The organism is Streptosporangium longisporum (genome assembly GCF_039534895.1).
GTDB lineage: Bacteria > Actinomycetota > Actinomycetes > Streptosporangiales > Streptosporangiaceae > Streptosporangium > Streptosporangium longisporum.
Genome location: NZ_BAAAWD010000006.1, coordinates 1,106,538 through 1,131,642, shown reverse-complemented (window position 1 = coordinate 1,131,642; position 25,105 = coordinate 1,106,538). Strand labels below are relative to the sequence as shown.

22 protein-coding genes are annotated in these 25,105 nt (G+C 70.9%); 12 read left to right on the top strand and 10 right to left on the bottom strand.

Annotation, left to right across the window (positions count from 1 at the left end; translation table 11 throughout):
• Positions 1-15 precede the first annotated feature (15 nt).
• Both ABD832_RS09225 and ABD832_RS09220 read right to left on the bottom strand, forming a co-directional pair.
• Positions 16-2,181: a molybdopterin-dependent oxidoreductase gene (locus tag ABD832_RS09225; protein WP_344891219.1), complete on the bottom strand. Its 2,166-nt coding sequence runs from the start codon at positions 2,179-2,181 to the stop codon at positions 16-18.
• Positions 2,182-2,300: 119 nt separating this feature from the next.
• On the bottom strand, positions 2,301-2,498 hold the full coding sequence (locus ABD832_RS09220; RefSeq protein ID WP_344891216.1) for a hypothetical protein: 198 nt from the start codon (positions 2,496-2,498) through the stop codon (positions 2,301-2,303).
• 527 nt (positions 2,499-3,025) lie between these two features.
• On the opposite strand from ABD832_RS09220, the gene ABD832_RS09215 reads away from it, so the two are divergent.
• The 6 genes from ABD832_RS09215 to ABD832_RS09190 all read left to right on the top strand — a co-directional run bounded on the left by ABD832_RS09215 (position 3,026) and on the right by ABD832_RS09190 (position 8,471).
• Complete coding sequence (locus ABD832_RS09215) at positions 3,026-3,886, top strand: helix-turn-helix domain-containing protein (RefSeq protein WP_344891213.1); 861 nt, start codon at positions 3,026-3,028, stop codon at positions 3,884-3,886.
• 57 nt (positions 3,887-3,943) lie between these two features.
• Positions 3,944-4,150 (top strand): DUF397 domain-containing protein, encoded by a 207-nt coding sequence (locus ABD832_RS09210; RefSeq protein WP_344891210.1) that lies wholly within the window; start codon positions 3,944-3,946, stop codon positions 4,148-4,150.
• 139 nt (positions 4,151-4,289) lie between these two features.
• Positions 4,290-4,733: a DUF397 domain-containing protein gene (locus ABD832_RS09205; RefSeq protein ID WP_344891207.1), complete on the top strand. Its 444-nt coding sequence runs from the start codon at positions 4,290-4,292 to the stop codon at positions 4,731-4,733.
• 20 nt (positions 4,734-4,753) lie between these two features.
• Positions 4,754-5,860: a CapA family protein gene (locus tag ABD832_RS09200; RefSeq protein ID WP_344891204.1), complete on the top strand. Its 1,107-nt coding sequence runs from the start codon at positions 4,754-4,756 to the stop codon at positions 5,858-5,860.
• A 213-nt stretch (positions 5,861-6,073) separates the two neighbouring features.
• Entirely contained in the window at positions 6,074-7,792 is a 1,719-nt protein-coding gene (locus ABD832_RS09195; RefSeq protein WP_344891201.1) for an SDR family oxidoreductase, read from the top strand.
• A gap of 31 nt (positions 7,793-7,823) precedes the next feature.
• Entirely contained in the window at positions 7,824-8,471 is a 648-nt protein-coding gene (locus tag ABD832_RS09190) for a TetR/AcrR family transcriptional regulator (RefSeq protein WP_344891198.1), read from the top strand.
• Here the strand turns inward: ABD832_RS09190 and ABD832_RS09185 are convergent.
• Positions 8,435-9,505 carry a hypothetical protein gene (locus ABD832_RS09185; protein ID WP_344891195.1) on the bottom strand — a complete coding sequence of 357 codons (1,071 nt, stop codon included), beginning with the start codon at positions 9,503-9,505 and terminating at the stop codon, positions 8,435-8,437. The genes ABD832_RS09190 and ABD832_RS09185 overlap by 37 nt on opposite strands.
• 170 nt (positions 9,506-9,675) lie before the next feature.
• On the opposite strand from ABD832_RS09185, the gene ABD832_RS09180 reads away from it, so the two are divergent.
• Positions 9,676-10,215, top strand: a complete 540-nt coding sequence (locus ABD832_RS09180; protein WP_344891192.1) for a hypothetical protein — start codon at positions 9,676-9,678, stop codon at positions 10,213-10,215.
• A gap of 333 nt (positions 10,216-10,548) precedes the next feature.
• Here the strand turns inward: ABD832_RS09180 and ABD832_RS09175 are convergent, their stop codons facing one another.
• The 7 genes from ABD832_RS09175 to ABD832_RS09145 form a co-directional block, all read right to left on the bottom strand.
• On the bottom strand, positions 10,549-12,681 hold the full coding sequence (locus ABD832_RS09175; protein ID WP_344891189.1) for a hypothetical protein: 2,133 nt from the start codon (positions 12,679-12,681) through the stop codon (positions 10,549-10,551).
• Positions 12,682-13,092: 411 nt separating this feature from the next.
• On the bottom strand, positions 13,093-15,675 hold the full coding sequence (gene clpB / locus ABD832_RS09170; RefSeq protein ID WP_344891187.1) for an ATP-dependent chaperone ClpB: 2,583 nt from the start codon (positions 15,673-15,675) through the stop codon (positions 13,093-13,095).
• Positions 15,676-15,795: 120 nt separating this feature from the next.
• Entirely contained in the window at positions 15,796-16,143 is a 348-nt protein-coding gene (locus ABD832_RS09165) for a heat shock protein transcriptional repressor HspR (protein WP_362800360.1), read from the bottom strand.
• A gap of 2 nt (positions 16,144-16,145) precedes the next feature.
• The gene (gene dnaJ, locus ABD832_RS09160) at positions 16,146-17,348 is read right to left on the bottom strand and encodes a molecular chaperone DnaJ (RefSeq protein ID WP_344891184.1); all 1,203 of its coding nucleotides are present in this window, start codon (positions 17,346-17,348) and stop codon (positions 16,146-16,148) included.
• 34 nt (positions 17,349-17,382) lie between these two features.
• Positions 17,383-18,006: a nucleotide exchange factor GrpE gene (gene grpE / locus ABD832_RS09155; protein WP_344891181.1), complete on the bottom strand. Its 624-nt coding sequence runs from the start codon at positions 18,004-18,006 to the stop codon at positions 17,383-17,385.
• Positions 18,007-18,034: 28 nt separating this feature from the next.
• A complete protein-coding gene (dnaK, locus tag ABD832_RS09150) occupies positions 18,035-19,912 on the bottom strand; it encodes a molecular chaperone DnaK (RefSeq protein WP_344891178.1) in 1,878 nt (625 codons plus the stop codon).
• Positions 19,913-20,416: 504 nt separating this feature from the next.
• A complete protein-coding gene (locus ABD832_RS09145) occupies positions 20,417-20,905 on the bottom strand; it encodes a hypothetical protein (RefSeq protein WP_344891175.1) in 489 nt (162 codons plus the stop codon).
• 251 nt (positions 20,906-21,156) lie between these two features.
• On the opposite strand from ABD832_RS09145, the gene proC reads away from it, so the two are divergent.
• The 5 genes from proC to ABD832_RS09120 all read left to right on the top strand — a co-directional run bounded on the left by proC (position 21,157) and on the right by ABD832_RS09120 (position 25,097).
• Positions 21,157-21,951 carry a pyrroline-5-carboxylate reductase gene (proC, locus tag ABD832_RS09140; protein WP_344891172.1) on the top strand — a complete coding sequence of 265 codons (795 nt, stop codon included), beginning with the start codon at positions 21,157-21,159 and terminating at the stop codon, positions 21,949-21,951.
• A gap of 190 nt (positions 21,952-22,141) precedes the next feature.
• Positions 22,142-23,305 (top strand): acetoin utilization protein AcuC, encoded by a 1,164-nt coding sequence (locus tag ABD832_RS09135; RefSeq protein WP_344891169.1) that lies wholly within the window; start codon positions 22,142-22,144, stop codon positions 23,303-23,305.
• Between the two features lie 85 nt (positions 23,306-23,390).
• A complete protein-coding gene (locus ABD832_RS09130; RefSeq protein ID WP_344891166.1) occupies positions 23,391-24,170 on the top strand; it encodes a phosphatase in 780 nt (259 codons plus the stop codon).
• Positions 24,171-24,492: 322 nt separating this feature from the next.
• Positions 24,493-24,696 (top strand): helix-turn-helix domain-containing protein, encoded by a 204-nt coding sequence (locus ABD832_RS09125; protein ID WP_179820581.1) that lies wholly within the window; start codon positions 24,493-24,495, stop codon positions 24,694-24,696.
• Between the two features lie 302 nt (positions 24,697-24,998).
• On the top strand, positions 24,999-25,097 hold the full coding sequence (locus ABD832_RS09120; protein ID WP_018654693.1) for a 30S ribosomal protein bS22: 99 nt from the start codon (positions 24,999-25,001) through the stop codon (positions 25,095-25,097).
• Positions 25,098-25,105 lie beyond the last annotated feature (8 nt).

Genomic DNA, 25,105 nt, shown 5'->3' with positions numbered 1-25,105 from the left:
CGAGCGATCATGGGATCACACGCGACCGAGTGTGACCGGAACCCCGTTGAACACCGCGTTTCCGGAGGGAACGTCCACCACGGAATCGTCGGTGAGCGTGTTCGCGTTCACCCCCGCGTGTTCGGCGGCCACCGGCTGAGCGCTTCCGGCGTGGCCCCAGCCGTGCGGCAGGCTCACCACCCCCGGCATGATCGTGTCGGTCGGCTCCAGCGGGACGACCAGCTCTCCGGCGGCCGACCGGACCACGGCTTTCCCGTCCAGCCCGAGCCTTCTCACGTCGTCGGGGTTGATCTGCAGCGTGCACCGGTTGCTCCCGCCGACCAGCGGTTCCACGTTGTGCAGCCAGCTGTTGTTCGACCGCAGGTGGCGCCTGCCGATCAGCACCATCTCCGCGGGCGGCACCTCCAGCCGGTCGCGCAGCCGCTCGACGTCCTCCACCAGCCGCGCCGGGGCCAGCTCCACCTTCCCGGAGGCGGTGCGCAGGATCTCCGCCAGCCGGGGTTCGAGCGGTCCCAGGTCGATGCCGTGCGGGGCGTCCAGGAGCGCGGCGAGCGAGAGCCCGTACGGGCCGAGCCTGAGCATGGCGTCCAGCCGCCTCTCCGCCCCGCTGCCGCCGTCGAGCGAGGCGCGCAGCTCGGCCGGGTCCATGCCCTCCGCCGGAGAGCCGGGTGTCTCGACCGCCCTGGCGAGCATCCGGTCGAGGATCAGCTCGTCCAGCGCGGCCGGGTCCGCGTCCGCGCCCTGTCCCGAGGCGATCATCGCCAGCCGCGCCAGGATCTCGGCCTCCGACGGCCGTCCCGGCTCCAGCGGCAGGACCGGCGGGGAGAACCGCGCGTAGTTGCGGACCGCGAAGGACAGCAGCGTCAGGTCGTAGTGCGGGGACTGCGTCGTCCGCGGCGGCGGCAGGATGACGTTCGCGTGCCGCGTGGTCTCGTTCAGGTAGGGGTCCACGCAGACCATGAAGTCCAGGTCGCGGAAGGCTTGATCCAGCCGGGGCCCGCCGGGAGCCGACAGGACCGGGTTGCCGGCCACCATGACCAGCCCTCTGATCTGCCCCTCCCCGGGGGTCTCGATCTCGTCGGCGAGGGTGGCCACCGGCAGCTCGCCGTTCGCCTCCGGCAGGTTCCGGACGCGGCTGTGCCAGCGACCCGTGGTGTACGGCCTGGTCCGGCGGCCGTTCTCGGTGGCGGGCTTGGCGAACATGACCCCGCCGGGGCGGTCGAAGTTGCCGGTCAGGATGTTGACGACGTCGACCAGCCACTGCGCGACCGTGCCGAACTCGGCGGTGCAGGTGCCGATGCGGGCGTAGACGGCGGCCGTCCTGGCGGCGGCCAGCTCGCGCGCCAGCCCGGCGATCCGGTCGGCGGGCACGCCGCAGACCGGGGCCACCGCCTCGGGGGCGAAGTCCTTCGCCAGCCTCCGGACCTCCTCCAGCCCGTTGGCCTCGACGCCCACCGAGGTGAGGTCCTCGGCCAGCAGCGTGTGCACGATGCCGAACAGCAGGTACGCGTCGGTGCCCGGCCGGATGAACAGGTGCTCGTCGGCCAGGGCGGCGGTGCGGGTGCGGCGGGGGTCGACGACCACGAGCCGGCCGCCCCGCGCGCGCAGCGCCTTGAGGCGGCCGGGGAAGTCGGGGGCGGTGCAGAGCGAGCCGTTGGACTCCAGCGGGTTGGCGCCGAGCATCAGCAGGTGGTCGGTGCGGTCCAGGTCGGGCACGGCGATGGCCATCGGGTCACCGAACATCAGGCCGCAGGAGACGTGCTTGGGCATCTGGTCGACGGTGCTGGCGGAGAAGACGTTGCGGGTGCCCAGGGCCCGGATCAGCGGCCCGCCGTACAAGGCGCCGGCCATGGAGTGGGCGTTGGGGTTGCCGACGTAGACGGCCAGCGCGGAGCGGCCGTGGGTGCCGATCACCGCGGACAGGCCCTCCTCGACCGCGCGGAACGCCTCCTGCCAGGAGACCTCCCGCCACGTCTCGCCCGTCCGGATCATCGGGACGCGCAACCGGTCGGGATCCTCGTCCAGGCGGCCCAGGCTCGCACCCTTGGGGCAGATGAACCCCCGGGAGAACGGGTCGTCGGGGTCGCCCTTGACCGAGGTGACGTGCCCGGTGTCGTCGAGGGTGAGCCGGAGACCGCAGACGGCCTCGCAGAGGGGGCAGGTCCGGTGCGCTGTTCTCATCGGCACTCCTGAGTTCGACGAATGAACTCATCATGGCCGCAGGCCGGGACGAGGGGAAGCCCCGGAGCGCGAACTCCGGGGCTTCCGGGATCCGGAGGACGGCGCACGCGCCGCGGAGCTCACGCCGCGACGTCGCCCGCCGCCCCCGGGTCGAGGACGGGCGCCAGGGCCAGGGCGGGGGCGGCGCTCCGCTCGGCCCGCAGGAGGTCGAACCGGGGCTCGCGGTAGTACCTGGCGCAGAAACCGGTGCGGGTCACGGTCCAGCCGAGCCGGTAGGCCCATTCATCCTGGTCCATGCAGAGCTCACGGTCGGTCACGTAGATCACATTGCGAATGAAGGTCTTGATTCCACGGGTTCTGTTGGTACGGTGGAAGGACATAGGAGACTCCCTTCGTGGCTTTGACGCGGAGTTCTTGTGCCAACCGGGTCGGTGGCCGCCGGCCCGGTGTTTTTTACGCCGATGAAGGCGTTTCTTTTTGATGCGTGCGACTCTGGGCCGTCGCCGGCCGATTCCCCTGATTCCCCTGACGGCCTCCCCGCGTCGACCCCGTGTTCTTCTCGCGGACGGCGTCGCCGATCGGCCGCGCGCCCGCCCCGCGCACGGCTCGAACAGATCCCGAAGACGCTTCCCCCGGACGATCGCCGGTGGTTTCCCCGATCTTTCGAGACCCTTCCTGTTCTGATAGTCGCTCAGCATAGATTTGGCTGCAAGACTTGCCGTAAGGAAAAAAGCAATAAACTTCCACACATACACTGCAAGTGTCGGTGCAATTTGCACTATCATTCGACGGGTTCCTGTCGAGGCCGCGACACACGCCCGCCCGTCATGGTGAGGAGGTCGTGATGCCGCAGCGTGGCAGTCCAGCGCTCCGCCGGCGACGGCTGGGCCTGGAGTTGCGCAGGCTTCGCGAAGGGCTCGACCTGACCGGTGACGAGGTGTCCGGCCGCCTGAGGTGGTCGACCGCCAAGGTCAGCCGGATCGAGACCGCCAGAACGCTGGCCAAGGAGGCCGACGTCGAGGCGCTCATCGAGTTGTACGAGGTCGAGGAGCCCCTTCGGGGGATCCTGGTCGCGCTACGGCACGACGCCGCCCAGAAGGGGTGGTGGGAGAGATATCGCAGTTCCGTCCCCGAGGAGTACATCACGCTGATCGGGACGGAGGCGGAGGCCACCATGGCGCGGAACTGGGAACCCCAGATCGTGCCCGGCCTTCTCCAGACGGAGGACTACGTTCTGGGCGTCCACCACGCCAGCCAGGACGCCAGCCGGCTCCCGCCGAGCTGGATCCAGGACCGGGTCGAGATACGGATGACGCGCCAGCGCACGCTGCTGCACGTGCCCGACCCGCTGGTCCATGTGAGCGTGCTCCACGAGTCCGTGCTGAAGAACCAGTACGGCGACGCCCGCGTGATGCGGGACCAGCTCGTGCACCTGATCGAGGTCTCGGAGCTGGAGCACGTGGAGATGAGAATCCTTCCCCAGGACGTTCCGCCACCGGTGTCCACCGGCGCTTTCCTGCACCTGGAGTTTGCCGACTTTCCCGACGTCGTCTACGAGGAGTCTCTCCGCGGCGGACAGTTCGTCGAGGATGCGGAAATCGTCTACACGTATGAACGCGCCTTCGGACACCTGATGGAATGTGCCCTCGACGAGGCGGCGTCGCAGGAGCTCATCAAGAAGACAATCGAGTACTGGAACAGGTAGCGGCACATCATCGTCCGCCGCTGCTCCGTCGCTTTCGAAGAATTTCCGGGAAAAACAATGAACGCGAACAATCACAATGACGTGATCTGGAAGAAGAGCGCCCTGAGCGCCGCCAGTGGCAACTGTGTCGAGGTGGCCAGGCTGGACGGGGGACGCGTCGGGGTCCGGGACAGCAAGGACCGGTCCGGTGCGGTTCTCCTCTTCACTCCCGGCGAGTGGGACTCCTTCGTCGGGGGGGTGAAGGGCGGGGAGTTCGACATGTAGCGGGAAGCGGCCCCGGAACTCTCGTAAGAGAACAAGAGCCGCCCCGTCATGATTTATCGCGTTTTCATAGCTTCTGCCCGCCGGATGGATTGACGGCCCGCCGGTGGGACAGGGGAGAATCATCGCACATAGGGAGACCGTGCAGGATACGGTGTCCTATCTCGACGTGCCCAATACCTTGCACGTTCTTCATCACGCCTTCATCCTTGAGGTGCCTTATGGTCCCCGGTGGGAGAAGGGGTGGGCTGTGTCTGATGTTGACCTATCCAGAGTGATCTGGCGGAAAAGTCAGCAGAGCGCGACCAACGGCAACTGTGTCGAGGTGGCTCACCTGCACGGGCGGGGGTTCGCGGTCAGGGACAGCAAGGACAGGGGCGGGCCGTCACTGGTCATCGACGCCCGCGGATGGGCCGCGTTCGTCACGGCGGTGAAGGACGGGCGCTTCGACGTCCTTCCCGGGGCGGACGCCGTCCTTCCCGGGGCGGGCGCCACCGGCCGAACCCGGGTGATTCGGCCGGGTGACCCGTTCGCGTCGCGAGGAATCGAATCCGCTCCGGCGAGTTGTGTCGCCGGGCGGGGGTGAGGTGGCATCCTCGGATACCGATGGACACGTACAGAGCCCGCCGCCCCGCCCTGGCCGCCGCGATCACCCTCTCGGCCGTGCTTCTCGCGGCCTGTTCCGCGGCCGAGTCGGCCGCTCCCGCGAAATCCCCGGACGTCGTGGAGAAGCCGACCGACCGGGCCGAGCCCACCCCGACGCCGGAGCGCAGGCCGTACACCATCTCCTTCGGCGGTGACGTGCACTTCGAGGGCGTGCTGCGGACCCGGCTGAACGCCGACCCCAGGACCGCGCTCGGTCCCATCGCCAGGGTGCTCAGGCGCTCCGACCTGGCGATGGTGAACCTGGAGACCGCGATCACCACCGGGGGCACCCCGGCTCCGGGCAAGCAGTTCACCTTCCGTGCCCCCGCCACCGCGCTGACCGCGCTGAAGGCCGCCGGGGTGGACGTCGCGTCGCTGGCGAACAACCACGGCATGGACTACATGCAGGCCGGGCTGACCGACTCCCTCGCCGCCATCAAGCGCACCAGGTTCCCCGTGGTGGGCGTGGGCAGGAACGAGGCCGAGGCGTACCGGCCCTGGCGGACGACGGTGAACGGCAACCGCGTCGCCATCATCGGCGCCACCCAGGTCCTGGACGCGGAGTTCATCCAGGCGTGGACGGCGGCCGGCGACAAGGGCGGCCTGGCCTCGGCCAAGAACGAGGCGCGGCTGATCCAGGAGGTGCGCAAGGCCCGCAGGAACTCCGACACCGTCATCGTCCACCTGCACTGGGGCACCGAACTGCAGAAGTGCCCCAACGAGGCGCAGCGTGCCCTGGCACCCAAGCTGGTCGCGGCCGGCGCGGACGTCGTGGTGGGCGGCCACGCGCACATCCTGCTGGGCGGCGGTTACCTGAGGAACAGCTACGTCAACTACGGACTGGGCAACTTCGTCTTCTACAACTGGGGTCCCGACACCGGCAGGACCGGCGTGCTCACCCTGACGATCAACGGCCGCAAGGTGCTCAAGGACCAGTGGACCCCGGCCGGGATCCAGGGCGGGGTGCCGATCCCGATCACCGGGCTCGGACGGCAGCAGGCCATCGCGGGCTGGAAGGCGCTGCGCGCCTGCACCGGCCTGTCCGCCAAGCCGGCCGGATCCGGCTGACGCGCCCGCCCGCGCGGACGGAGTCTGCGGACGGGAACCGCGGGCAGGGATCCCACGCGGCACGCCCGCGCGGGTACGCCCGTGCCGGCCGATCCGGCGCGGACGGCCCGCCGGGCATCGCGCCCATACCGGACCCTCGACGGGGTATGGGGTGGGCAGAAGCTGATTCTGTTCCGTTACTGCATTGGACTGACCGTCCAACAGGAGGCTGTCATGCGATGGGTCGAGTCCGGTGACGTACGGCTGGCACTGTTCGAACAGGGCGACCCCTCCGCGCCCACCGTCCTGATGGTGCACGGGTACCCCGACACCCACCGGGTCTGGGACGAGGTGGCCGACCTGCTGCAGGACCGTTTCCACGTGGTCCGCTACGACGTCCGCGGCGCCGGCCTCTCCGGTGCCCCGTCGGAGACCTCGGGCTACGACTACGACCACCTGGCCGCCGACCTGACCGCCGTCCTGGACGCGGTGGGCAAGCCGGGCGTGCACCTCGTCGGGCACGACTGGGGATCCATCCAGGGCTGGCAGCTGATCGGCAGGCCGGGCATCGAGGAGCGGATCCTCTCCTTCACCTCCCTGGGCGGCGTGCACCCCGGCCAGGCGGCCGACTTCATGCGGCACGGCAAGAGGGGCAAGGTCGCCGGCCAGCTCCTGCGCTCCTGGTACATCGGGGCCTTCCAGATCCCCGCGCTCCCCGAGACCGTCCTGCGCGCGACGCTGCCGCGCCTGGCGAACCGCTTCGGCGCGCCCGCGCGCCCGGGACACCCCGCGGACACGCTCGTCGAGGACGGCGTGAACGGTCTCGGCCTCTACCGGGCCAACCTGCCCTTCTCCGGCGGCGCGTCCGACGACGCCCCCCTCCCGCAGGTCCCCGTCCAGCTCGTCGAGTGCACGAAGGACCCCTTCGTCTCCCCGGCGCTGCTCGCCTCCACGTACCTGTGGGCGCCCCGGCTCTGGCACCGCCGACTGCACGCGGGCCACTGGCCGCAGCGCAGCCACCCCCGCGTGCTCGCCCACATGATCACCGAGTTCGTCGAGCACGTCGAGGGGGCGGAGCCGTCCAGGGAGCTGCGCAGGGCCGGACCGGGCGAGCGCGGACCCTTCGACGACCGGCTGGTGGTGATCACGGGCGCGGGCAGCGGGATCGGACGGGCCACGGCCCGCGCCTTCGCCGCGCACGGAGCCGAGGTGATCTGCGCGGACATCGACCTCGACGCGGCCCGGCGCACCGTCGAGGGCATCGCCGACCGCGGGGGAACGGCGCACGCCCTCCGGGTGGACGTCGCGGACACCGCGGCGATGGAGGAGTTCGCCCGGCTGATGAAGGACCGTCACGGCGTCCCCGACATCGTGGTCAACAACGCGGGCATCGTGGTCGCGGGCGCCTTCCTGGACCACTCGGTCGAGGACTGGCGGCGCACCCTGGACGTCAACCTGTGGGGCGTCATCCACGGCTGCCGCCTGTTCGCCGCGCAGATGGTCGAGCGCGGCCAGGGCGGTCACATCGTGAACCTCGCCTCGGTCGCCTCCTTCCTCCCCACCCGGTTGCTGCCGGCGTACTCGGTCTCGAAGGCGGCGGTGAAGTCGCTCAGCGACTGCCTGCGCGCCGAGCTGGCCGGTCGGGGCATCGGGGTCACCGCGATCTGCCCCGGAGTCGTCTCCACCCCGATCGCGCACAACACCGTGTACGTCGGCGAGTTCTCCAAGGGGGCCGAAGGGCCGGCCGCGAAGGCGGTGGCCGCGCGCGGGTACCCGCCCGAGCGGGTGGCCGCGCACATCCTGCGGGCCGTCCACCGCAACCTGCCGGTCGTCCCGGTGAACGCCGAGGGCACGTTCGGCTACGCGCTCTCGCGCATCTCCCCGGCGGCCGTCCGCGGCGTGGCACGGCTCACCGGGAGCGGAGAAATCTCGAGATTGACGAATAAGCGCTGACCCCGCGGTGCCGTAGGGGCAAGATGGTGGGGTGTCCATCGTGCCTGCCGAGGAGTCATGCCAGGCGCCCCTGAGGCGCCGCCCCACCCAGCGCCGGAGCGCGCGGCGCGTCGAGCGGATGCTCGACGCGTGCGCCGACCTGCTCGACGAGATCGGCTACGACGCGCTCTCCACCACCCGGATCGCCGAGCGCGCCGGAGTCGCCATCGGTTCGGTCTACCAGTTCTTCCCCGACAAGCGGGCCATCGCCCAGGCGGTGACCCGCCGTCACGTCGAGGGGTTCGTCTCCCGGGTCGGCAACCGCTTCCTGTCCGAGGACTACGCCGGCTGGTGGGAGGCGATCGACGCGATCATCGACGAGTACGTGGAGATGCACAGGACCGTGCCGGGCTTCCGGTCCCTGCACTTCGGCGACGTCGTCGACCTCAACCTGCTCGACCCCGAGTCCGACAACAACACGGTGATCGCCGGACGGCTCCGCGGCCTGCTGCTGCAGGAGTACGGGCTGGCCGACAGCGAGGAGTTCGACCTGGCCATCCTGGTCGCGGTCGAGGCCGGGGACGCGGTGCTCAAGCTGGCCTTCCGGCGGGACCCGAACGGTGCCCCGGAGATCGTGGACGAGGCCAAGCGCCTGATCCGCGGTTACCTGAACCGCCAGTTCGGGCGCGGTTCGGACTGAGCGGCGCCGGGCGGGAGATCCTCCTCCGGAGGTTCCCCGCCCCGCCCCGCGAGGCCCCGCCCCGCGAGGCCCCGCCCCGCGAGGCCCCGCTCGCCGACGGGATCCGACGCGAGGGAGCCGTGCCGCCACAGTGTCCTGCGGCCCGCCTGCCGCCCGATCTCCCGGCCGCCCTCCCGAGCCGCCCCCGGATCGCTCTCCGAGCCGGTCTCCGGGCCGCTTTCCGGGCCGGTCCCCGAGGCGGTCCCAGGGCCGGCGCCCGGGTCGCCCTCGCGGCCGGTCTCCCGGTCGCCTTCCCGGCCGGTCCCCGGGTCGCTCTCCCGGCCGGTCCCCGAGGCGTTCTCCTGGCCGGTTCCTGGGGCGTCGGTGATCTGCTCCCCGCGCGCCTCGATCCTGCCTCGGCGTTCGAACCGCGCCGCGTACCGGTCCCGCGCGACGACATGGCCGCCCGCCCCGAGGAGTCCGTCCGCCTCGTACGACTCCCCGGGCTCCGCGAGCTCCGCGGGTTCTGCGGATTCCGCAGGTTCCACGGCCTCCGGGTACCGTCCCGCCGCCACGTCCCGCTCATCGAGGTCGCGGCTCTGCCACCGGGCCCACCGTTCCTCGTCCTGTCGCCGCTGCGCGTCCTGCCGTCGCAGGTCCTGCCACCGGGTGTGGAACCACCGGTGGCGCATCCACCTCTCGCGCGGTCCTTCCGCGTCCTGCCCGGCCGGAACGGGCACGACCGAGCCGGGGGCGGGAGGGCGATGTCCGGCCGTTCCCGGACCGTCCCGCTCGCCTGCGGAGTCACGAGCGGACGAGCAGGACCGGCGATCGGCCGAGGCGGCCGCCTGCAGCCTGCGGTGCCGGTAGGCCTGTTCCACCCTCTTGATCCGGGCGGCCAGCCGTTCCCGCTGAATCCGGCTCTCCAGGCCGAGCAGCTCCCGGTGGGCGTGTCCGATGGCCTCCATCTTGACCGACAGGTACCCCGCCGACCCCGGAACGATCACCGAGAAGGCCAGGAGGAGCATCAGGACGAAGGCCGTCTGCTTGGACATGCCCATCACGGCTCCCCCCGGCGGATGCCCTCCCCTAGCAGGAGTCGCCGCACATATGCCCGTTGCGCTGGGAGGACACGCGCATCGTGATGATTCGTTTACCCAAGGTCACGGTGACAATACCTGCCGTTGGGCGTACGCGATCGAGCGTCGCTCGGTACTCTCGCGATGTGGCGCATGTGACACGTGAGCAGCTTGATCGACTGCTTGAGCAGGCACTTCTGGCCGACGATCATGAGGACCTGGCCCGGCGGCTCGAAACCCTGGTCGAGACGTACGCGTCCGGCGACATATCACGGGCGGCGATCCTCGTGCTCGCCGCCGAGGAGTGGCGGCAGGCCGGGCAGCCCGCCCGGGCTCTCGACTGCTTCCAGCAGGCGGTGGACGACGGCGGCGAGGTCGGCGTCGACCCCCGCGCCGGGATCGCCGACACCCTCTTCGAGCTCGAACAGCCCGGTGAGGCGAGGGAGGTGATCGAGGCGATCCGCGCCGGCGGTGACGTCACCGCGGCGACCGCTCTCACGATCGCCGAGACCCTCGTCGCCTACGGTGACCTGACGGAGGCCCATCGGTGGGCCACCGAGGGGGCGTACCGGGCCGAGCAGGGCGGTGGCGAGCACCTTGCCCTGCTGCGGACCCGCTACCGGATCCGTGTCGACCTCGGTCTTCCCGAGGACGAGCTCGACGCGCTCCTGGACGCCTCGCACTGATCGCGCCGCCGTCGCCCGCGGTTCTGTCACGCGAGTACGGTGTCCGCTCCCGCGTGCTCGCGGGCCGGCCGGAGGGTGCGGGGACGTCGCAGGCCGACCGGGGGCGGGACGTCGTGAGCCGGACGATGTTCGCCGGCCCGCCCTTTCCGCGTTCTTCCGGGTCCGCGCTTTTTCCGTCTCCTGGTACGGCACCGGGCCGGCCGTGGACGCCCGCGTGAGGAGTCTGCGTACGGCGCCGAAACGGCGGGGAGGGCCGCGCCTTGAAGGCGCGGCCCTCCCCGAGGGTGGATCAGAACCCGGCCGTCACTCGCCGTCGGGTTCCTGGAGCGTTCCCTACGCGGTGGCGGCCGAAGGGGCGGGAGCCTCTACGGCCTGCGCCGGGGCGACGGTGCCGGCCGCGGGGGCCTCCGGTGCCGCAGGGGCCGCGGGGGCCTCGGCGACGGCGGGGGCCTCCGGAGCCGCCGGGGTTCCCTGAGCCTCGGGGGCGCTGGGAGCCTCCGGTGCCACGGGGGCTTCGGGAGCCTCGGGGGCCGTGGGGGCCTCCGGTGCCTCGGGAGCCTCAGGGGCGGTGGGCGCCTCCGGTGCCACGGGGGCCTCGGGAGCGCTGGGCGCCTCGGGGGCCGCGGGGCTTTCCGGCGTCATGGCGGTCTCCGGGGCGACGGGGGCCGCGGGGGCCTCCGGCGCCTCAGGGGCCGTGGGAGCCGGTGCCTCGGAAGCCGGTGCCTCAGGGGCCTCGGGGGTCTCCGGGGTCTCCGGCGTCTCCGAGGTTCCCGGGAGGACGATGACCAGCGGCATCTCCGCGGGCCTGTCCGTCACGGTCATCTCCATGGTGCCGGCCTCCGGGGCCGGGTCGGTCTCCGTACCGGCCGGAGCCGGTGCGGTCTCCGCCTCAGCCTCGGCGCCGGCCGGGGCCGGTGCGGTCTCCGTACCGGCCGGGGCCGGGTCGGTCGCCGGGGTCGCCGGGGTGGCCGGGATCGGGTCGACGGTCGTCGCGTCATTCTCGGGCGTGACGGTCGTCTCGGCGAGCTGGTCGGTCACCGGAGCCGGGGGCACCGGTGCACGAAGCCAGCTGATGCCGTTGCCGGGCATTCCGGAGAGGTCCGGCGCTCCGGTCAGGCTCACCCACGAGGTCGTCCGCTCGTTCTCGGGGAGAACGGAGAGGCCGACGGTGCGAAGACGGTCCGCGGTCGCGGGCATCTCGGCCTCCGCGGCCATCGCGCTCTGGGCCGCCTCGGCGTCGGCCGGGGCCTGAGGTCCGGCCTGGGCGGCCGGAGCCTCGGCGACGGCGGGAGCCGGGGCGGGGGCCTGAGCGTCGGCCGGAGCCGGGGCAGGGGCCTCGGCGGGAGCCTGAGCCTCAGCCGGTGCCTCAGCCGGAGCGTCGGCGGGGGCCTGGGCGTCGGCGGGTGCCTGAGCCGGTGCCTCGGCGGGGGTCTCGGCGTTGGCCGGGGCCGGAGCCTCGGCCGGGGCCGGGGCCTGAGCCGGGGCCTCGGGGGTGGTGGGAGCCGGGGCCTGGACGGCCGGGGCAGGGGTGTCGGTGGTCGGGGCGGGAGCCTCGGCCGGGATGTCGGTGGCGGCGGCCTGGGCGGCCTCCGCGATCACCGGGGTCTGGGCCGCCTCGGCACCGACCGGGGTCACGGTCTGGGCCTGGGGCTGAGCCTGGGGCTGGTCGGTGACGGCCGGCGCCTCGGCGGGAGCCTGAGCCTCGGCCGGAGCCTGGGCGTCGGCGGGAGCCGGGGCCTCAGCCGGAGCCTGAGCGTCGGCCGGAGCCTGAGCGTCGGCGGGAGCCTCGGCGGGAGCCTCGGCGGGGGCCTGAGCGTCGGCCGGAGCGTCGGCGGGGGCCTGGGTGTCGGCGGGAGTCTGAGCCGGTGCCTCGGCGGGGGTCTCGGCGTTGGCCGGGGCCGGAGCCTCGGCGGGGGCCGGGGCCTGAGCCGGGGCCTCGGGGGTGGTGGGAGCCGGGGCCTGGACGGCCGGGGCAGGGGTGTCGGTGGTCGGGGCGGGAGCCTCGGCCGGGATGTCGGTGGCGGCGGCCTGGGCGGCCTCCGCGATCACCGGGGTCTGGGCCGCCTCGGCACCGGCGGGAACCGGAACCTCGGCACCGGCAGGGGCCGGAGCCTCGGCAACCGGAGCCTCGGCGGGAGCCGGGGCCTCGGCCGGGGTCTCAACAGCCGGGGCCTCGGCGGCCGGAGCCTGGACCGGGGTCTCGGCAGCCGGGGTCTCAGCGGCCGGTGCCTGGGCGGCCGGGGCCTCGGCGTTCGCCGGGGTCCCGATCTCACCGTTCGCCGGCGTCTCGGGTTCGTCAGTGGGCGGCGGAACCGCGGCACCGTCGGTGGCCGTCTCGTCGACGACCGTGGCCTCGGTGCTCGCGGCCTCTTCACAGGCGATCGAAGTGGTTCCGGGCGTCTGGGACGTCCCCACCGCGTCCGGGTCAGGGCAGGGCACCATTCCCGCCGCGGCAGGAGAGACCATGGTCCATCCTGCACCGGCCGTGAGCACCGCCACCGCGAGAAATCCTCGGATATTCCGTGATGCGTTCGACATGCACATCCCCCTGTTGCGTTCGGTAATCCGACGAATGCCGAACGTAACAGGGGGGTCTCGCTGGGTGGCCCGCTTGGTGCAAAGCTGGTCAAGCCCTTACCGGGCCTCACTCACCCATGGTCGCTCTCTTACCGAAACGATCATCCACGCCCGTGGATCGCGATCACCCGATCGCAATCACCCGATCGCGATCCACGCTCGTGGACCGTGCTCGTGATCCACGGCTCGTGATCCACGGCTCACGATCCATGGACCCGTGGTCCACGGATCGTGGCCCATGAGCACGGTCAACGGTTCGTGGTTCATGCTCATAGGCCACGCTCGTGGTCCACCCCGCGATCAGCCCTTCACCGGGCCGATCGACAGGGAGTCGCTCGCACCGTCGAGATCGACCAGCACCTCGTCGCCGTCCTGGACCTCACCGGAGAGCACCTTCTTGGCCAGTGTGTCCCCGATCGCGGACTGCACGAGGCGGCGGAGCGGACGGGCGCCGTACAGCGGGTCGAAGCCCGTCAGGGCCAGCCAGTCGCGTGCCGCCGGGGTCACGGTCAGCGTGAGCCGCCGGTCCGCCAGGCGCCTGGCCAGGTGGTCCACCTGCAGGTCCACGATCTTCGACAGCTCCTCGGTGCCGAGCGCGTCGAACTGGATCACGTCGTCGAGCCGGTTGAGGAACTCCGGTTTGAAGGCGTTCCTGACCGCGGCCATCACGGCGGTCCGCTGGGCCTCCTTGGTCATGCCCGGGTCCACCAGAAACTGCGAGCCGATGTTCGAGGTGAGGATCAGGATGACGTTGCGGAAGTCCACCGTCCGGCCCTGCCCGTCGGTGAGCCGCCCGTCGTCGAGGACCTGGAGCAGGATGTCGAAGACCTCGGGGTGGGCCTTCTCGACCTCGTCCAGCAGCACCACGGTGTACGGGCGGCGCCGCACGGCCTCGGTGAGCTGGCCGCCCTCCTCGTAGCCGATGTAGCCGGGAGGGGCGCCCACGAGCCGCGAGACGCTGTGCTTCTCGCCGTACTCGCTCATGTCGATGCGGACCATCGCGCGCTCGTCGTCGAACAGGAAGTCCGCCAGCGCCTTGGCCAGCTCGGTCTTGCCGACGCCCGTCGGGCCCAGGAACAGGAAGCTGCCGGTGGGCCTGTCCGGGTCGGAGATGCCCGCCCGTGCCCGCCGTACGGCGTCGGAGACGGCCTCGACCGCCTGCCGCTGGCCGATCAGGCGCCTGCCGAGCTCCTCCTCCATGCGGAGCAGCTTGCTGGTCTCGCCCTCCAGCAGACGGCCCGCGGGGATGCCGGTCCACGAGGAGATGACCTGCGCGATGTCGTCGGAGCCGACCTCCTCCTTGACCATGGGGTCCTCGGGCTGGGCGGTCTTGCTGGCCTCGGCCAGCTCGGCTTCCAGCTTGGGCACCTCGGCGTACATCAGCCGGGAGGCGTTCTCGAAGTCGCCGTCGCGCTGGGCCCGCTCGGCGGCACCGCGCACCTCGTCGATCTGCTTCTTCAGGTCACCGACCCGGTTGAGACCGGCCTTCTCCTGCTCCCACCGGGCGACCAGGGCGTTGAGCTCCTCCTGGCGGTCGGCGAGCTCCTTGCGGAGCCGCTCCAGCCGCTGCAGGCTGCCCTCGTCGGTCTCCTTGGCGAGCGCCAGCTCCTCCATCCGCATCCGGTCGACGTTCCGCTGGAGCTGGTCGATCTCCACCGGGCGGGAGTCGATCTCCATGCGGAGCCGGGAGGCGGCCTCGTCGACGAGGTCGATCGCCTTGTCCGGCAGGAACCGGGAGGTGATGTAGCGGTCGGAGAGCGCGGCGGCGGCCACCAGCGCGCCGTCGGAGATCTGCACCTGGTGGTGCGCCTCGTAGCGTCCCTTGAGGCCGCGCAGGATGGCGATGGTGTCCTCGACGGTGGGCTCGCCCACGTAGACCTGCTGGAAGCGCCGTTCCAGCGCCGGGTCCTTCTCGATGCGCTCGCGGTACTCGTCCAGCGTGGTCGCGCCGATCATGCGCAGCTCGCCGCGGGCCAGCATGGGCTTGAGCATGTTGCCCGCGTCCATCGCGCCCTCGGCCGCGCCCGCGCCGACCATGGTGTGCAGCTCGTCGATGAACGTGACGACCTGGCCGTTGCTCTCCTTGATCTCGCCGAGCACGGCCTTGAGGCGCTCCTCGAACTCGCCGCGGTACTTGGCCCCGGCGACCATGGCGCCCAGGTCGAGCGCGATCAGGCGCTTGTCCCGCAGGCTGGAGGGCACGTCCCCGGCCACGATCCGCTGGGCGAGCCCCTCCACCACCGCGGTCTTGCCGACGCCGGGCTCGCCGATGAGCACCGGGTTGTTCTTGGTACGGCGGCTGAGCACCTGGACGACCCGCCGGATCTCCGAGTCACGGCCGATCACCGGGTCGAGCCTGCCCGCCCTGGCCTGCTCGGTCAGGTCGATCCCGTACTTCTCCAGCGCCTGGTAGGTGTCCTCGGGCGTCGCGCTGGTCACCTTGGCGTGCCCGCGCACCTTCTCGAAGGCGTCCAGCAGGGCGGACGGGCTCGCGCCGGCGGAGGTGAGCAGCCGGGCGACCGGGCCGCCGTCGGTGGCCAGGCCGACCAGCAGGTGCTCGGTCGAGACGTACTCGTCCTCCAGGCTGCGGGCCCGCTGGGCCGCAGTGTTCAGCACGGTGAGAAGCTGCCGCGAGCTCGACGGCGCGCCGACCGTGGAGCCCTGCGCCTTGGGCAGGGCGGCCAGCTGGGTCTCGGCCTCGGTCCGGAGCTTCTTCCAGTCGGCGCCCACCGCCTCCAGCAGGGGCACGGCGGTGCCGCCGCTCTGGGCGAGCAACGAGGTGAACAGGTGAGCCGGGGCGACCTCGGGGTTGCCTTCTGCGGCCGCCCGCCGGATGGCGGAGGAGACCGCCTCCTGGCTCTTCTGAGTGAGCTTGTAGTCCATGCTTACCAGGCCTTAGTGCTTGACGGCGGCGCCGCGCGCCGCGGGTGGGACGCTGCTGTCCGGTCTCCGGCACCGCGGCGCGCCGCGGTGGTTCGCCGTGCGACGGGACGGACGGGACTCTCAGGCGGGGGGCAGCTGGTACTGGATCAGGGCGCGGATCATGTTCATCTCCGCGCGGAGACGGTGGTTCTCGTCGCGCAGCCGCAGGGCCTCGTTCTCGAGGGCCAGGATGCGCTTGATGCCCGCGAGGTTGATGCCCTCCTCCTGGGAGAGCCGCTGGACCTCGCGGAGCATCACGATGTCGCGGGTGGAGTACAGGCGCCCGCGTCCCGCCGTACGGCCTGGACTGACCAGGCCGAGACGGTCGTACTGGCGCAGGGTCTGCGGGTGCAGACCGGACAGCTGGGCGGCCACTGAGATCACGTAGACGGGTGTGTCGTCCGACAGATCGAAGTAGTTGGCTTCCATGGCTACTCGCTTCTGGCCTGTGCGATCAGGTCAGCCCGCGGGTCACCTCCCGAGGTGGCGTCGCGGAACTCCTCCAGAGCGCCTCTCGCCTTGTCCTCGAGCTTGCTGGGCACGAGGACCTCGACCGTGGCGAGCAGGTCGCCCTTGGTGCCGTCCTTACGGGTGACGCCCCTGCCGCGCACCCGGAAGGTGCGGCCGTTCGGGGTGCCCTCGGGGATGCGCAGGGTGACCGGCATCCCCTTGAGGACCGGCACCTTGATCTCGGCGCCCAGCGCCGCCTCGGTGAAGGTGACCGGGACGGTGACCGTCAGGTTCTCACCCGTCCTGCCGAACACGGAGTGCGGCTTGACGTGGATCTGGACGTAGAGGTCGCCGGCCGGGCCGCCGTTCTCGCCGGGTGCGCCCTTGGCCTTGATCTTGATGCGCTGTCCGTCGGCGACACCGGCCGGGATGCGCGCCTGGATCGTGCGGGTGCTCTTGCCCCGCCCGCTGCCGTCGCACACCGGGCACGGGTCGTCCACGAGCAGGCCGCGGCCCTTGCAGTCGCGGCACGGCTCGGAGAAGGCGAAGTTGCCCAGGTTGCGGCTGGCCGCCCCGGTGCCCTCACAGGTCGGGCAGACCCGCGGCGTGGTGCCGGCCTTGGCGCCGGTGCCCCCGCACGCGGTGCACGCGGAGGAACTGGTCAGGCGGAGCGAGACCGTGGTGCCCTCGACCGCCTCGGAGAAGTTGAGGGTCACCTCGGACTCGATGTCCTGGCCCCGGCGCGCCCTGGTCGTCGTCCCGCCGGGGCGGCCCGCGCCGCCCCGGTTGAACAGGCCGCCGAAGATGTCGCCGATGCGCTCCCCGGCGCCGCTCTGCTGCTGGTTGGCCCCCCCGAACAGGTCCCCCAGGTCGAACGGGAAACCTCCCCCGCCCGGACGGGGTGCCCCCGCACCCGCCGGGTAGCCGCCGATCCCCGATCCGAACAGCGTCCGCGCCTCGTCGTACTCCTTGCGGCGCTTGGTGTCGGACAGGACGTCGTAGGCCTCGGAGACCTCCTTGAACTTCGCGGTGCTCGCGGAGTTCTCCGAGCTTCCGGGGTTGGCGTCCGGGTGGTACTGCCTGGCCAGCTTCCGGTACGCCTTCTTGATCTCATCTGCCGTGGCGGACTTGGGCACACCAAGGACGGCGTAGTAGTCCTTCTCCAGGTAGTCCTTGGTGCTCATCCATCTTCCTTCTCAGAGATCAGACGTAGGGGTGTCAGTTGTCGTCCGCGGCGGGCGTCTCGGGCTCGGCCACCGCGACGCGCGCGGGGCGGAGCACTCGCTCGCCGATCCGGTAACCGGGCTGCAGGATCTCCACGCAGGTCGCTTCCGTGACCTCGGAGGAGTAGCTGTGCATCAGCGCCTCGTGCACCATCGGGTCGAACGCCTCGCCCTTGGTGCCGTAGGTGCTGAGCCCCAGCTTCCCGGTGGCCGCCTCCAGTGACTCGCTCACCTTGGCGAAACCGCCGGTCAGCTCCCCGTGGTCGCGGGCCCGGCCGATGTCGTCGAGGACCGGCAGCAGCTCCGACAGGACGCCGGCCACCGCCTGCTCCTTGACCGCGACCCGGTCCCGCTCGACCCGCTTGCGATAGTTGGAGTACTCGGCCTGAAGGCGCTGCAGGTCCGCGGTGCGCTCGGCGAGCTGGGTGGCCAGCTCGATCGAGGCCAGGTCGGACGCCAGGGAGGACGGCCCCTCGGCCTGCTCCCTGTCGTCCTGGCCCGCGTCCTGGCCGGTGGCCTTGGCCGGGTCCGCCTCGCGTGGCAGGCCCGTCTCCGGGTCGATCTTCCGGTTGTCGCGGATCACCGGCTCCTCTCCGGAACCGTTCTCGCGCGTGCTCACGCTGGTGCTCCCCTCGGCTTTCCGGCCGTCACTTGGTGCCGTCGTCGCGCTTCGGCTCGTCGTCCACGATCTCGGCCTCGACCACGTCGTCGTCGGCCTTCTGCTCGTTCGTGGCGCCCGCGTCCGCGTCCGGCGTGCCGGTCGGGTTCTCGGACCCCTGGGACTGAGCGTAGATCGCGGAGCCCATCTTCTGGCTGACCGTGGCGAGCTTCTCGGCGGAGGCGCGGATCTCGGACGAGTCGGTGCCCTCCAGAGCCTTCTTCAGCTCCGCGACGGCCTCGTTGACCTCGGCCTTGATGTCGTCCGGGACCTTCTCGGCGTTCTCGCCGAGGAACTTCTCGGTCTGGTAGACGAGCGAGTCGGCGTTGTTGCGCGTCTCGGCCTCTTCGCGGCGCCTCTTGTCCTCCTCGGCGTAGGACTCGGCCTCGCGCATCATGCGCTCGATGTCGTCCTTCGGCAGCGCGGAGCCGCCGGTGATCGTCATCGTCTGCTCCTTGCCGGTACCGAGGTCCTTGGCGGAGACGTTGACGATGCCGTTGGCGTCGATGTCGAAGGTGACCTCGATCTGCGGGATCCCGCGCGGCGCCGGGGCGATGCCGGTCAGCTCGAAGGTGGCCAGCTTCTTGTTGTACGCCGCGATCTCGCGCTCGCCCTGGTAGACCTGGATCTGCACCGACGGCTGGTTGTCCTCGGCCGTGGTGAAGACCTCGGAGCGCTTGGTCGGGATCGTGGTGTTGCGCTCGATGATCTTCGTGAAGATCCCGCCCTTGGTCTCGATGCCCAGGCTCAGCGGGGTCACGTCGAGCAGCAGGACGTCCTTGACCTCGCCCTTGAGCACACCGGCCTGCAGGGCGGCGCCGATGGCCACGACCTCGTCCGGGTTGACGCCCTTGTTGGGCTCCTTGCCGCCGGTCAGCTCCTTGACGAGCTCGGCCACGGCGGGCATACGGGTCGAGCCGCCGACGAGCACCACGTGGGCGATGTCGGAGACCTTGATCCCGGCGTCCTTGACGACCTGGTTGAACGGGCCCTTGCACCGCTCGAGCAGGTCGGCGGTGATCCGCTGGAACTCGGCGCGGGTGAGCTTCTCCTCCAGGTGGAGGGGACCCTCGGCCGAGGCCGTGATGTACGGCAGGTTGATGGAGGTCTCCGACTGGCTGGAGAGCTCGATCTTGGCCTTCTCCGCGGCCTCGCGCAGACGCTGCAGGGCCATCTTGTCCTTGGTCAGGTCCACGCCGTGCGCGTTCTTGAACCGGTTGGCCAGCTCGTCCACGACGCGCTGGTCCCAGTCGTCACCACCGAGGTGGTTGTCGCCGCTGGTGGCCTTGACCTCGACGAAGCCGTGACCGTCCTCCTGGCCGACGTCGAGCAGGGACACGTCGAAGGTGCCGCCGCCGAGGTCGAAGACGAGGATGGTCTCGTCCTTCTCCTTGTCGAGGCCGTACGCCAGCGCGGCGGCGGTGGGCTCGTTGATGATGCGCAGCACGTTCAGGCCGGCGATGGTTCCCGCTTCCTGGGTCGCCTGGCGCTGGGCGTCGTTGAAGTAGGCGGGAACGGTGATCACCGCGTCGGTGATCTTCTCGCCCAGGTAGGCCTCCGCGTCCTGCTTGAGCTTCTGCAGGACGAACGCGCTGATCTGCTGCGGGGAGAACTTCTTGCCGTCGATCTCGACGGACCAGGTGGTGCCCATCTCGCGCTTGACCGAGCGGATCGTCCGGTCGACGTTGGTGACGGCCTGCCGCTTGGCGACCTCACCGACGAGGACCTCGCCGTTCTTCGCGAACGCGACCACGGACGGGGTGGTCCGCGAACCCTGAGCGTTGGCGATGACGGTGGGCTCACCGCCCTCAAGAATCGAGACGACGGAGTTGGTCGTCCCCAGGTCGATACCTACCGCACGTGCCATGAGTACGTCCTTGTAGTCAAAGTTGAGTCGATGAGACTCATAGTGGAACTTCGAGCGAGGTTTGTCAAACGACTTGAGTCTACTGGGCTCAACCCTGGATCGCGCGAAAGCATTCCCGATCTTCAGGAAGCGGGCGAAGGGCGTCCTACCCCCTCTGACGTGGAAGCATCCTCGTTCGTTCCCGGAGAGGGCGACCAGGGAGCGTCAGGCCGCCGCGTCCGGGACGGGAGGCGCTCACGGGCATGCTCGTAAGCGCGATCACGGGCGCGCTCATGGGTGCTCACGGATGCGCTCACGGGCGCTCGCGGGCCCGGAAAGGACTCGCCCGCACCCGCGCGCCCCGGCACGCGGCGCCGGCGATCAGGACGCGGGCGGGGCGTGCGCGAGGCGCGCGGGGCGGGCGACGACGACGTGCGGGGCGCCGTCCCGGCGGGTGCCGGTCTCGACGGGCTCCAGGTTCGACGGGCTTCGGGTCCGGTGGACGTCGCCTCGGTGGACGCCGTCTCAGCGGGCGCCGTCGACCACCTTGCGGCCGCCGAGGGGCTTCTTGAGCTTGACGGTCGTCACCTTCTGGATGGCGATCTCGATGCAGGCGACGTTCTGGACCTTGCTGCTCGGGCCCTCCCAGAGGGTGACGGTCACCCGCTTGGAGGTCTGGCGCACGGTGATCCGGTCGAGGACGTTGCACGGCTCGACGCCGGACCACCAGACGATCCGCAGGCTGCGGCCGTTCTTGGAGGGTGTGGCCTTCAGCCACCTGACCTTGCGGGGGTTGTCGGTGTGACCTTCGGGCTTCGTGGGCTTCGGGGAGCCGTCCGTGGGCTCGGTCCGGGGGGCCACGGTGCCGGCGGCCGGCTCCGAGGGGACGACGGGTGCGGTCGTGTCGTGGCTCGCGGGCCGTGACGGGACGCCGGTGGAGACCGTGGCGCTGGGTTCGGTGCCGCAGCCCAGCGCCAGCAGCAGGCTTCCGGCCAGGATGGGGGTCGCGATCATACGCATACCCCCAAGACGGATCGGAGCCCCGGACGGTTCAGCACGCCTTCCCGTACCCGGCCGCCCGGTGGTGATCCGGGTGTTCCGTGTTCGTTCCGAGCCGTCGGTACGGGTCACCGTCGGGAGGCGGGGGGCCGGTGGCGGGGGCCCGGCGCGGGTCGTCCCGGTGAGGACGACCCGCACGTCAGCCCGTGGAGCCGAACCGGGCCGATAGGGTTCGGAGGTTCGATCCCCGACGTCGAGGTGCTCACATGATCGCGATTCTTGGTACCGGCAAGATGGGGGAGGCGCTGCTCTCCGGGCTGCTCAGGGCCGGGTTCAAGCCGGGTGACGTGCTGGCGACGGCCCGGCGCGCCGAGCGCCGCGAGGCCCTCGCGGAGCGGTACGGGGTCCGGGTGGTCTCCAACGACGAGGCCGCCAAGAGCGCCGACACGATCATCCTCGCGGTCAAGCCTCAGGACATGGGGGCCCTGCTCGCCGAGATCGCGCCCCATCTCCCGGTCGACCGCCTGGTCATCTCGGCCGCGGCGGGCATCACCACCTCGTTCGTCGAGTCGCGGTTGGGCACCGAGATCCCGGTGGTCCGGGTCATGTCCAACACACCGGTGCTGGTGGACGAGGCGATGAGCGTGATCTCGGCCGGGGCGCACGCCTCCGAGGAGCACCTGCGGCGCGCCGAGGACCTGTTCAGCCCGGTCGGCAAGGTGCTGCGCATCCCGGAGTCGCAGCAGGACGCGGCCACCGCCCTGTCCGGCAGCGGGCCCGCGTACTTCTTCTACCTGGTCGAGGCCATGGTCGACGCCGGGATCCTGCTCGGCATGCCCCGGGCCGCCGCCCTGGACATGGTCACCCAGTCGATCGTCGGCGCGGCGATCATGCTCCGCGACTCGGGCGAGCACCCGGTGATCCTCCGCGAGGCGGTCACCTCGCCGGGCGGCACCACCATCGCGGCCATCGCCGAACTGGAGAGGCACAGCGTCCGCGCCGCCTTCCTGGCCGCCATCGAGGCCGCCCGGGACCGGGGACGCCAGCTCGCCGAGGGGTGACCCCGCCCTCACCGGCCGGACCCCGGAAGGAATTAACAGTAATAAATCATGATGTTTCGGATAGATGAAAAGGATCCCCTTGTGTGGGACGTCTGAGTAAACGTCCTCGCGTACACGTGCGGTAACGTCGAGCGGGGAGCAGGCAGATCGGGCCGTGACGCGCGGCGTCGCGAGCCAGACGGGAGTGCGCATGAGCCGGTCCGTGCGGGTCGTCTGGGACGACGCGCTCACCGCGTACGACTTCGGCCCCGGCCACCCGCTCGCGCCCGTGAGGGTCGAGCTGACCATGGCCCTGGCCAGGGAGCTCGGCGTGCTGGACCTGGTGGAGATGAGCGGCTGTGCCCCCGCCACCGACGACGAGCTGGCGCTCGTGCACAAGCGCGACTACATCGAGGCCGTCAAACGGGTCTCCCTCACCGGGCGGCCGGACGTGGCCCACGGCCTGGGCACCGACGACAACCCGGCCTTCGCCGGGGTCCACGAGGCGTCCGCGCTGATCACCGGCGCCAGCCTGGCCGCGGCCCGCGCGGTGTGGACCGGGCAGGCCGAGCACGCGGTCAACGTCGCGGGCGGCCTGCACCACGCGATGACGTCGTGCGCGAGCGGCTTCTGCGTCTACAACGACCCGGCCGTGGCCATCGCGTGGCTGCTGTCGCAGGGCGCCTCCAAGGTCGCCTACGTGGACGTGGACGTGCACCACGGCGACGGCGTCCAGGCGATGTTCTACGACGACCCCCGGGTGCTCACCATCAGCCTGCACGAGAGCCCGCGCACGCTCTTCCCCGGCACCGGTTTCCCCGAGGAGCGCGGCGCGGAGGGCACCGCGGTCAACGTGGCGCTGCCCGCCGGGTGCGCCGACGGCGGCTGGCTGCGGGCCTTCCACGCGGTGGTCCCGCCGCTGCTGCGGGAGTTCGCCCCCGACGTCCTGGTCACCCAGCACGGCTGTGACAGCCACGCCCTCGACCCGCTGGCCAACCTGATGCTCAGCCTGGACGGCCAGCGCACCGCGTACGCCGCGCTGCACGAGCTGGCCCACGAGACCGCGGGCGGACGGTGGATCGTGACCGGCGGCGGGGGGTACGAGCTGGTGCAGGTCGTCCCCAGGGCGTGGACCCACCTGATCGCCGAGGTGGCGGGCCATCCGCTCGACCCGTCCACCGCCACCCCCGGGGCCTGGCGCGCGTTCGTCAAGGAACGGACCGGCCAGTCGGCCCCCCTGACGCTGACCGACGGTCGCGTCCCGGAATTTCGTGATTTCTCCACTGGTTATGATCCAGCAGACCCGATCGACCGAGCCATCATGGCCACGAGGAACGCCGTCTTTCCTCTTCATGGCCTTGACCCCCTTCCGTGACGCGGGGACTCACCGGTCCCTCCCCGACGACGAAACGGCCCGGCCGGTATCCCGGTGAACCGGACCGAGGAACAAAGGTGCGCCGATGACACACGCCGAGCTTCGCGAGCACCTGGTCCGGACCCGGATCGCCGGGGACGTGGCGACCAGCCGGGAGAACAACCTGGACCACTACCGGTCGCTGGCCAACCGTGATCCGCACTACATGTTCGGGCTGACCCTGGACGGCCCCTGGGCCTACCGCGACATCCTGGAGCTGATGGCCAAGTCCGCGGGGGTCGTGGCCGACCCGGGCCACCGCGAGGGCCAGGACACCATCGACCCCGACCGTACGATCGAGGCGGTCGAGAGGATGGGCGACACGATCGCGGGCGTGCTCCGCCAGGAGAGCCCCAGGATCCTGATCGCCACCGGTCACCCGACCGGCCTGCTCACCATCCACATGGCCCTGGCGCGGATGCTCAAGGAGCGTGGCGTGACCCTGATGGGCCCGGCCGAGGGCTGGTCGTACTGGGGCAGCGGGTTCGGCCGCAGGCGCAAGATCCGTTACATGGACGACGTCGCGATGCTCGACGACAAGGGCTCCTTCGTGCACACCCACGATCCCGCCCCGATGCGGGCGATGCTCTCGGAGCTGGGGGCCGACCGGCCCGATCTGGTGATCGCCGACCACGGCTGGGCCGGGGCCGCGGGGGAGGCGGGCATCCTGACGGTCGGGTTCGCCGACAGCAACGACCCCGCGCTCTTCGTCGGGGAGGCCGAGGGCAAGATCGCGGTGACCGTGCCGCTCGATGACAACGTGCTACCCCGCTATTACGAGCCGCTGACGCACCATCTGGTCGAGAGGGTCCTGCGTGCCCTCTGAGGCGGGAGATGCGCAAATCGGACCGTCCCTATACGGGCATTTCGCGCCTGCATTCCATGGAGCTCGCCGACCGTTTGCCAACTTTTTGAGGATTGTGGGCGACTCTAATGGGAGACAGTTGGTCCGTTCCACGATCGACAGGAGAGGCACGGTCCGGCTGCTGGCCAGCGACTTTGTCGGTTTCCCGGACGTGGGAGACCACGGGCTGAGAAAATAGGGGGTTTGCGTGCCCGGGGTCCCGACTTACGCTGACAGCAGTACACGTGCGTGAGCAATGGCACCAGTGGGGATAACCCGGATACACGTGCGGAAGAGGCGTCCGATGGCTGCAGGCGAAAGACCTCTCAGTGAGGTGAAGTTCCTGACGGTGGCAGAAGTGGCCACGGTCATGAGGGTGTCCAAGATGACGGTGTACCGACTCGTGCATTCGGGCGAGCTGCCGGCCATCAGGGTCGGTCGATCCTTCCGAGTGCCGGAGCAGGCGGTACACGATTATCTCAGGGATGCCTACATCGAGGCAGGTTGAGGCAGGGGCGGTTCGGTGCGCCGAGCCGAGCGGCCGGGGGAGTGATCCGGCTGTGCGGCGAGCCAGGCGCGCCGGGCGGTTCATGACCTGATCCTTCCGGTCTGACCGGTGTGTGGTTTCCGGTATGACCGGTATGTGATGGTCCCTGTCTCGTCGGGGTAGCGGCGCGGTCACCGCGTCGTGAGTTCAGGCGCCCGGGGTCCCCCAGGGGCGATCCACCGCGGATCGCCGGTAGTCTGTTGTGCCGGTGTGCTCTCGCGCACCGGTTCGACATTCTCGGCTACCAGCTACCTGGGGGTCCCGTGGGCTCTGTGATCAAGAAGCGCCGTAAGCGCATGGCGAAGAAGAAGCACCGCAAGCTTCTGAAGAAGACCCGCATCCAGCGGCGTAACAAGAAGTAGCAGCGCGG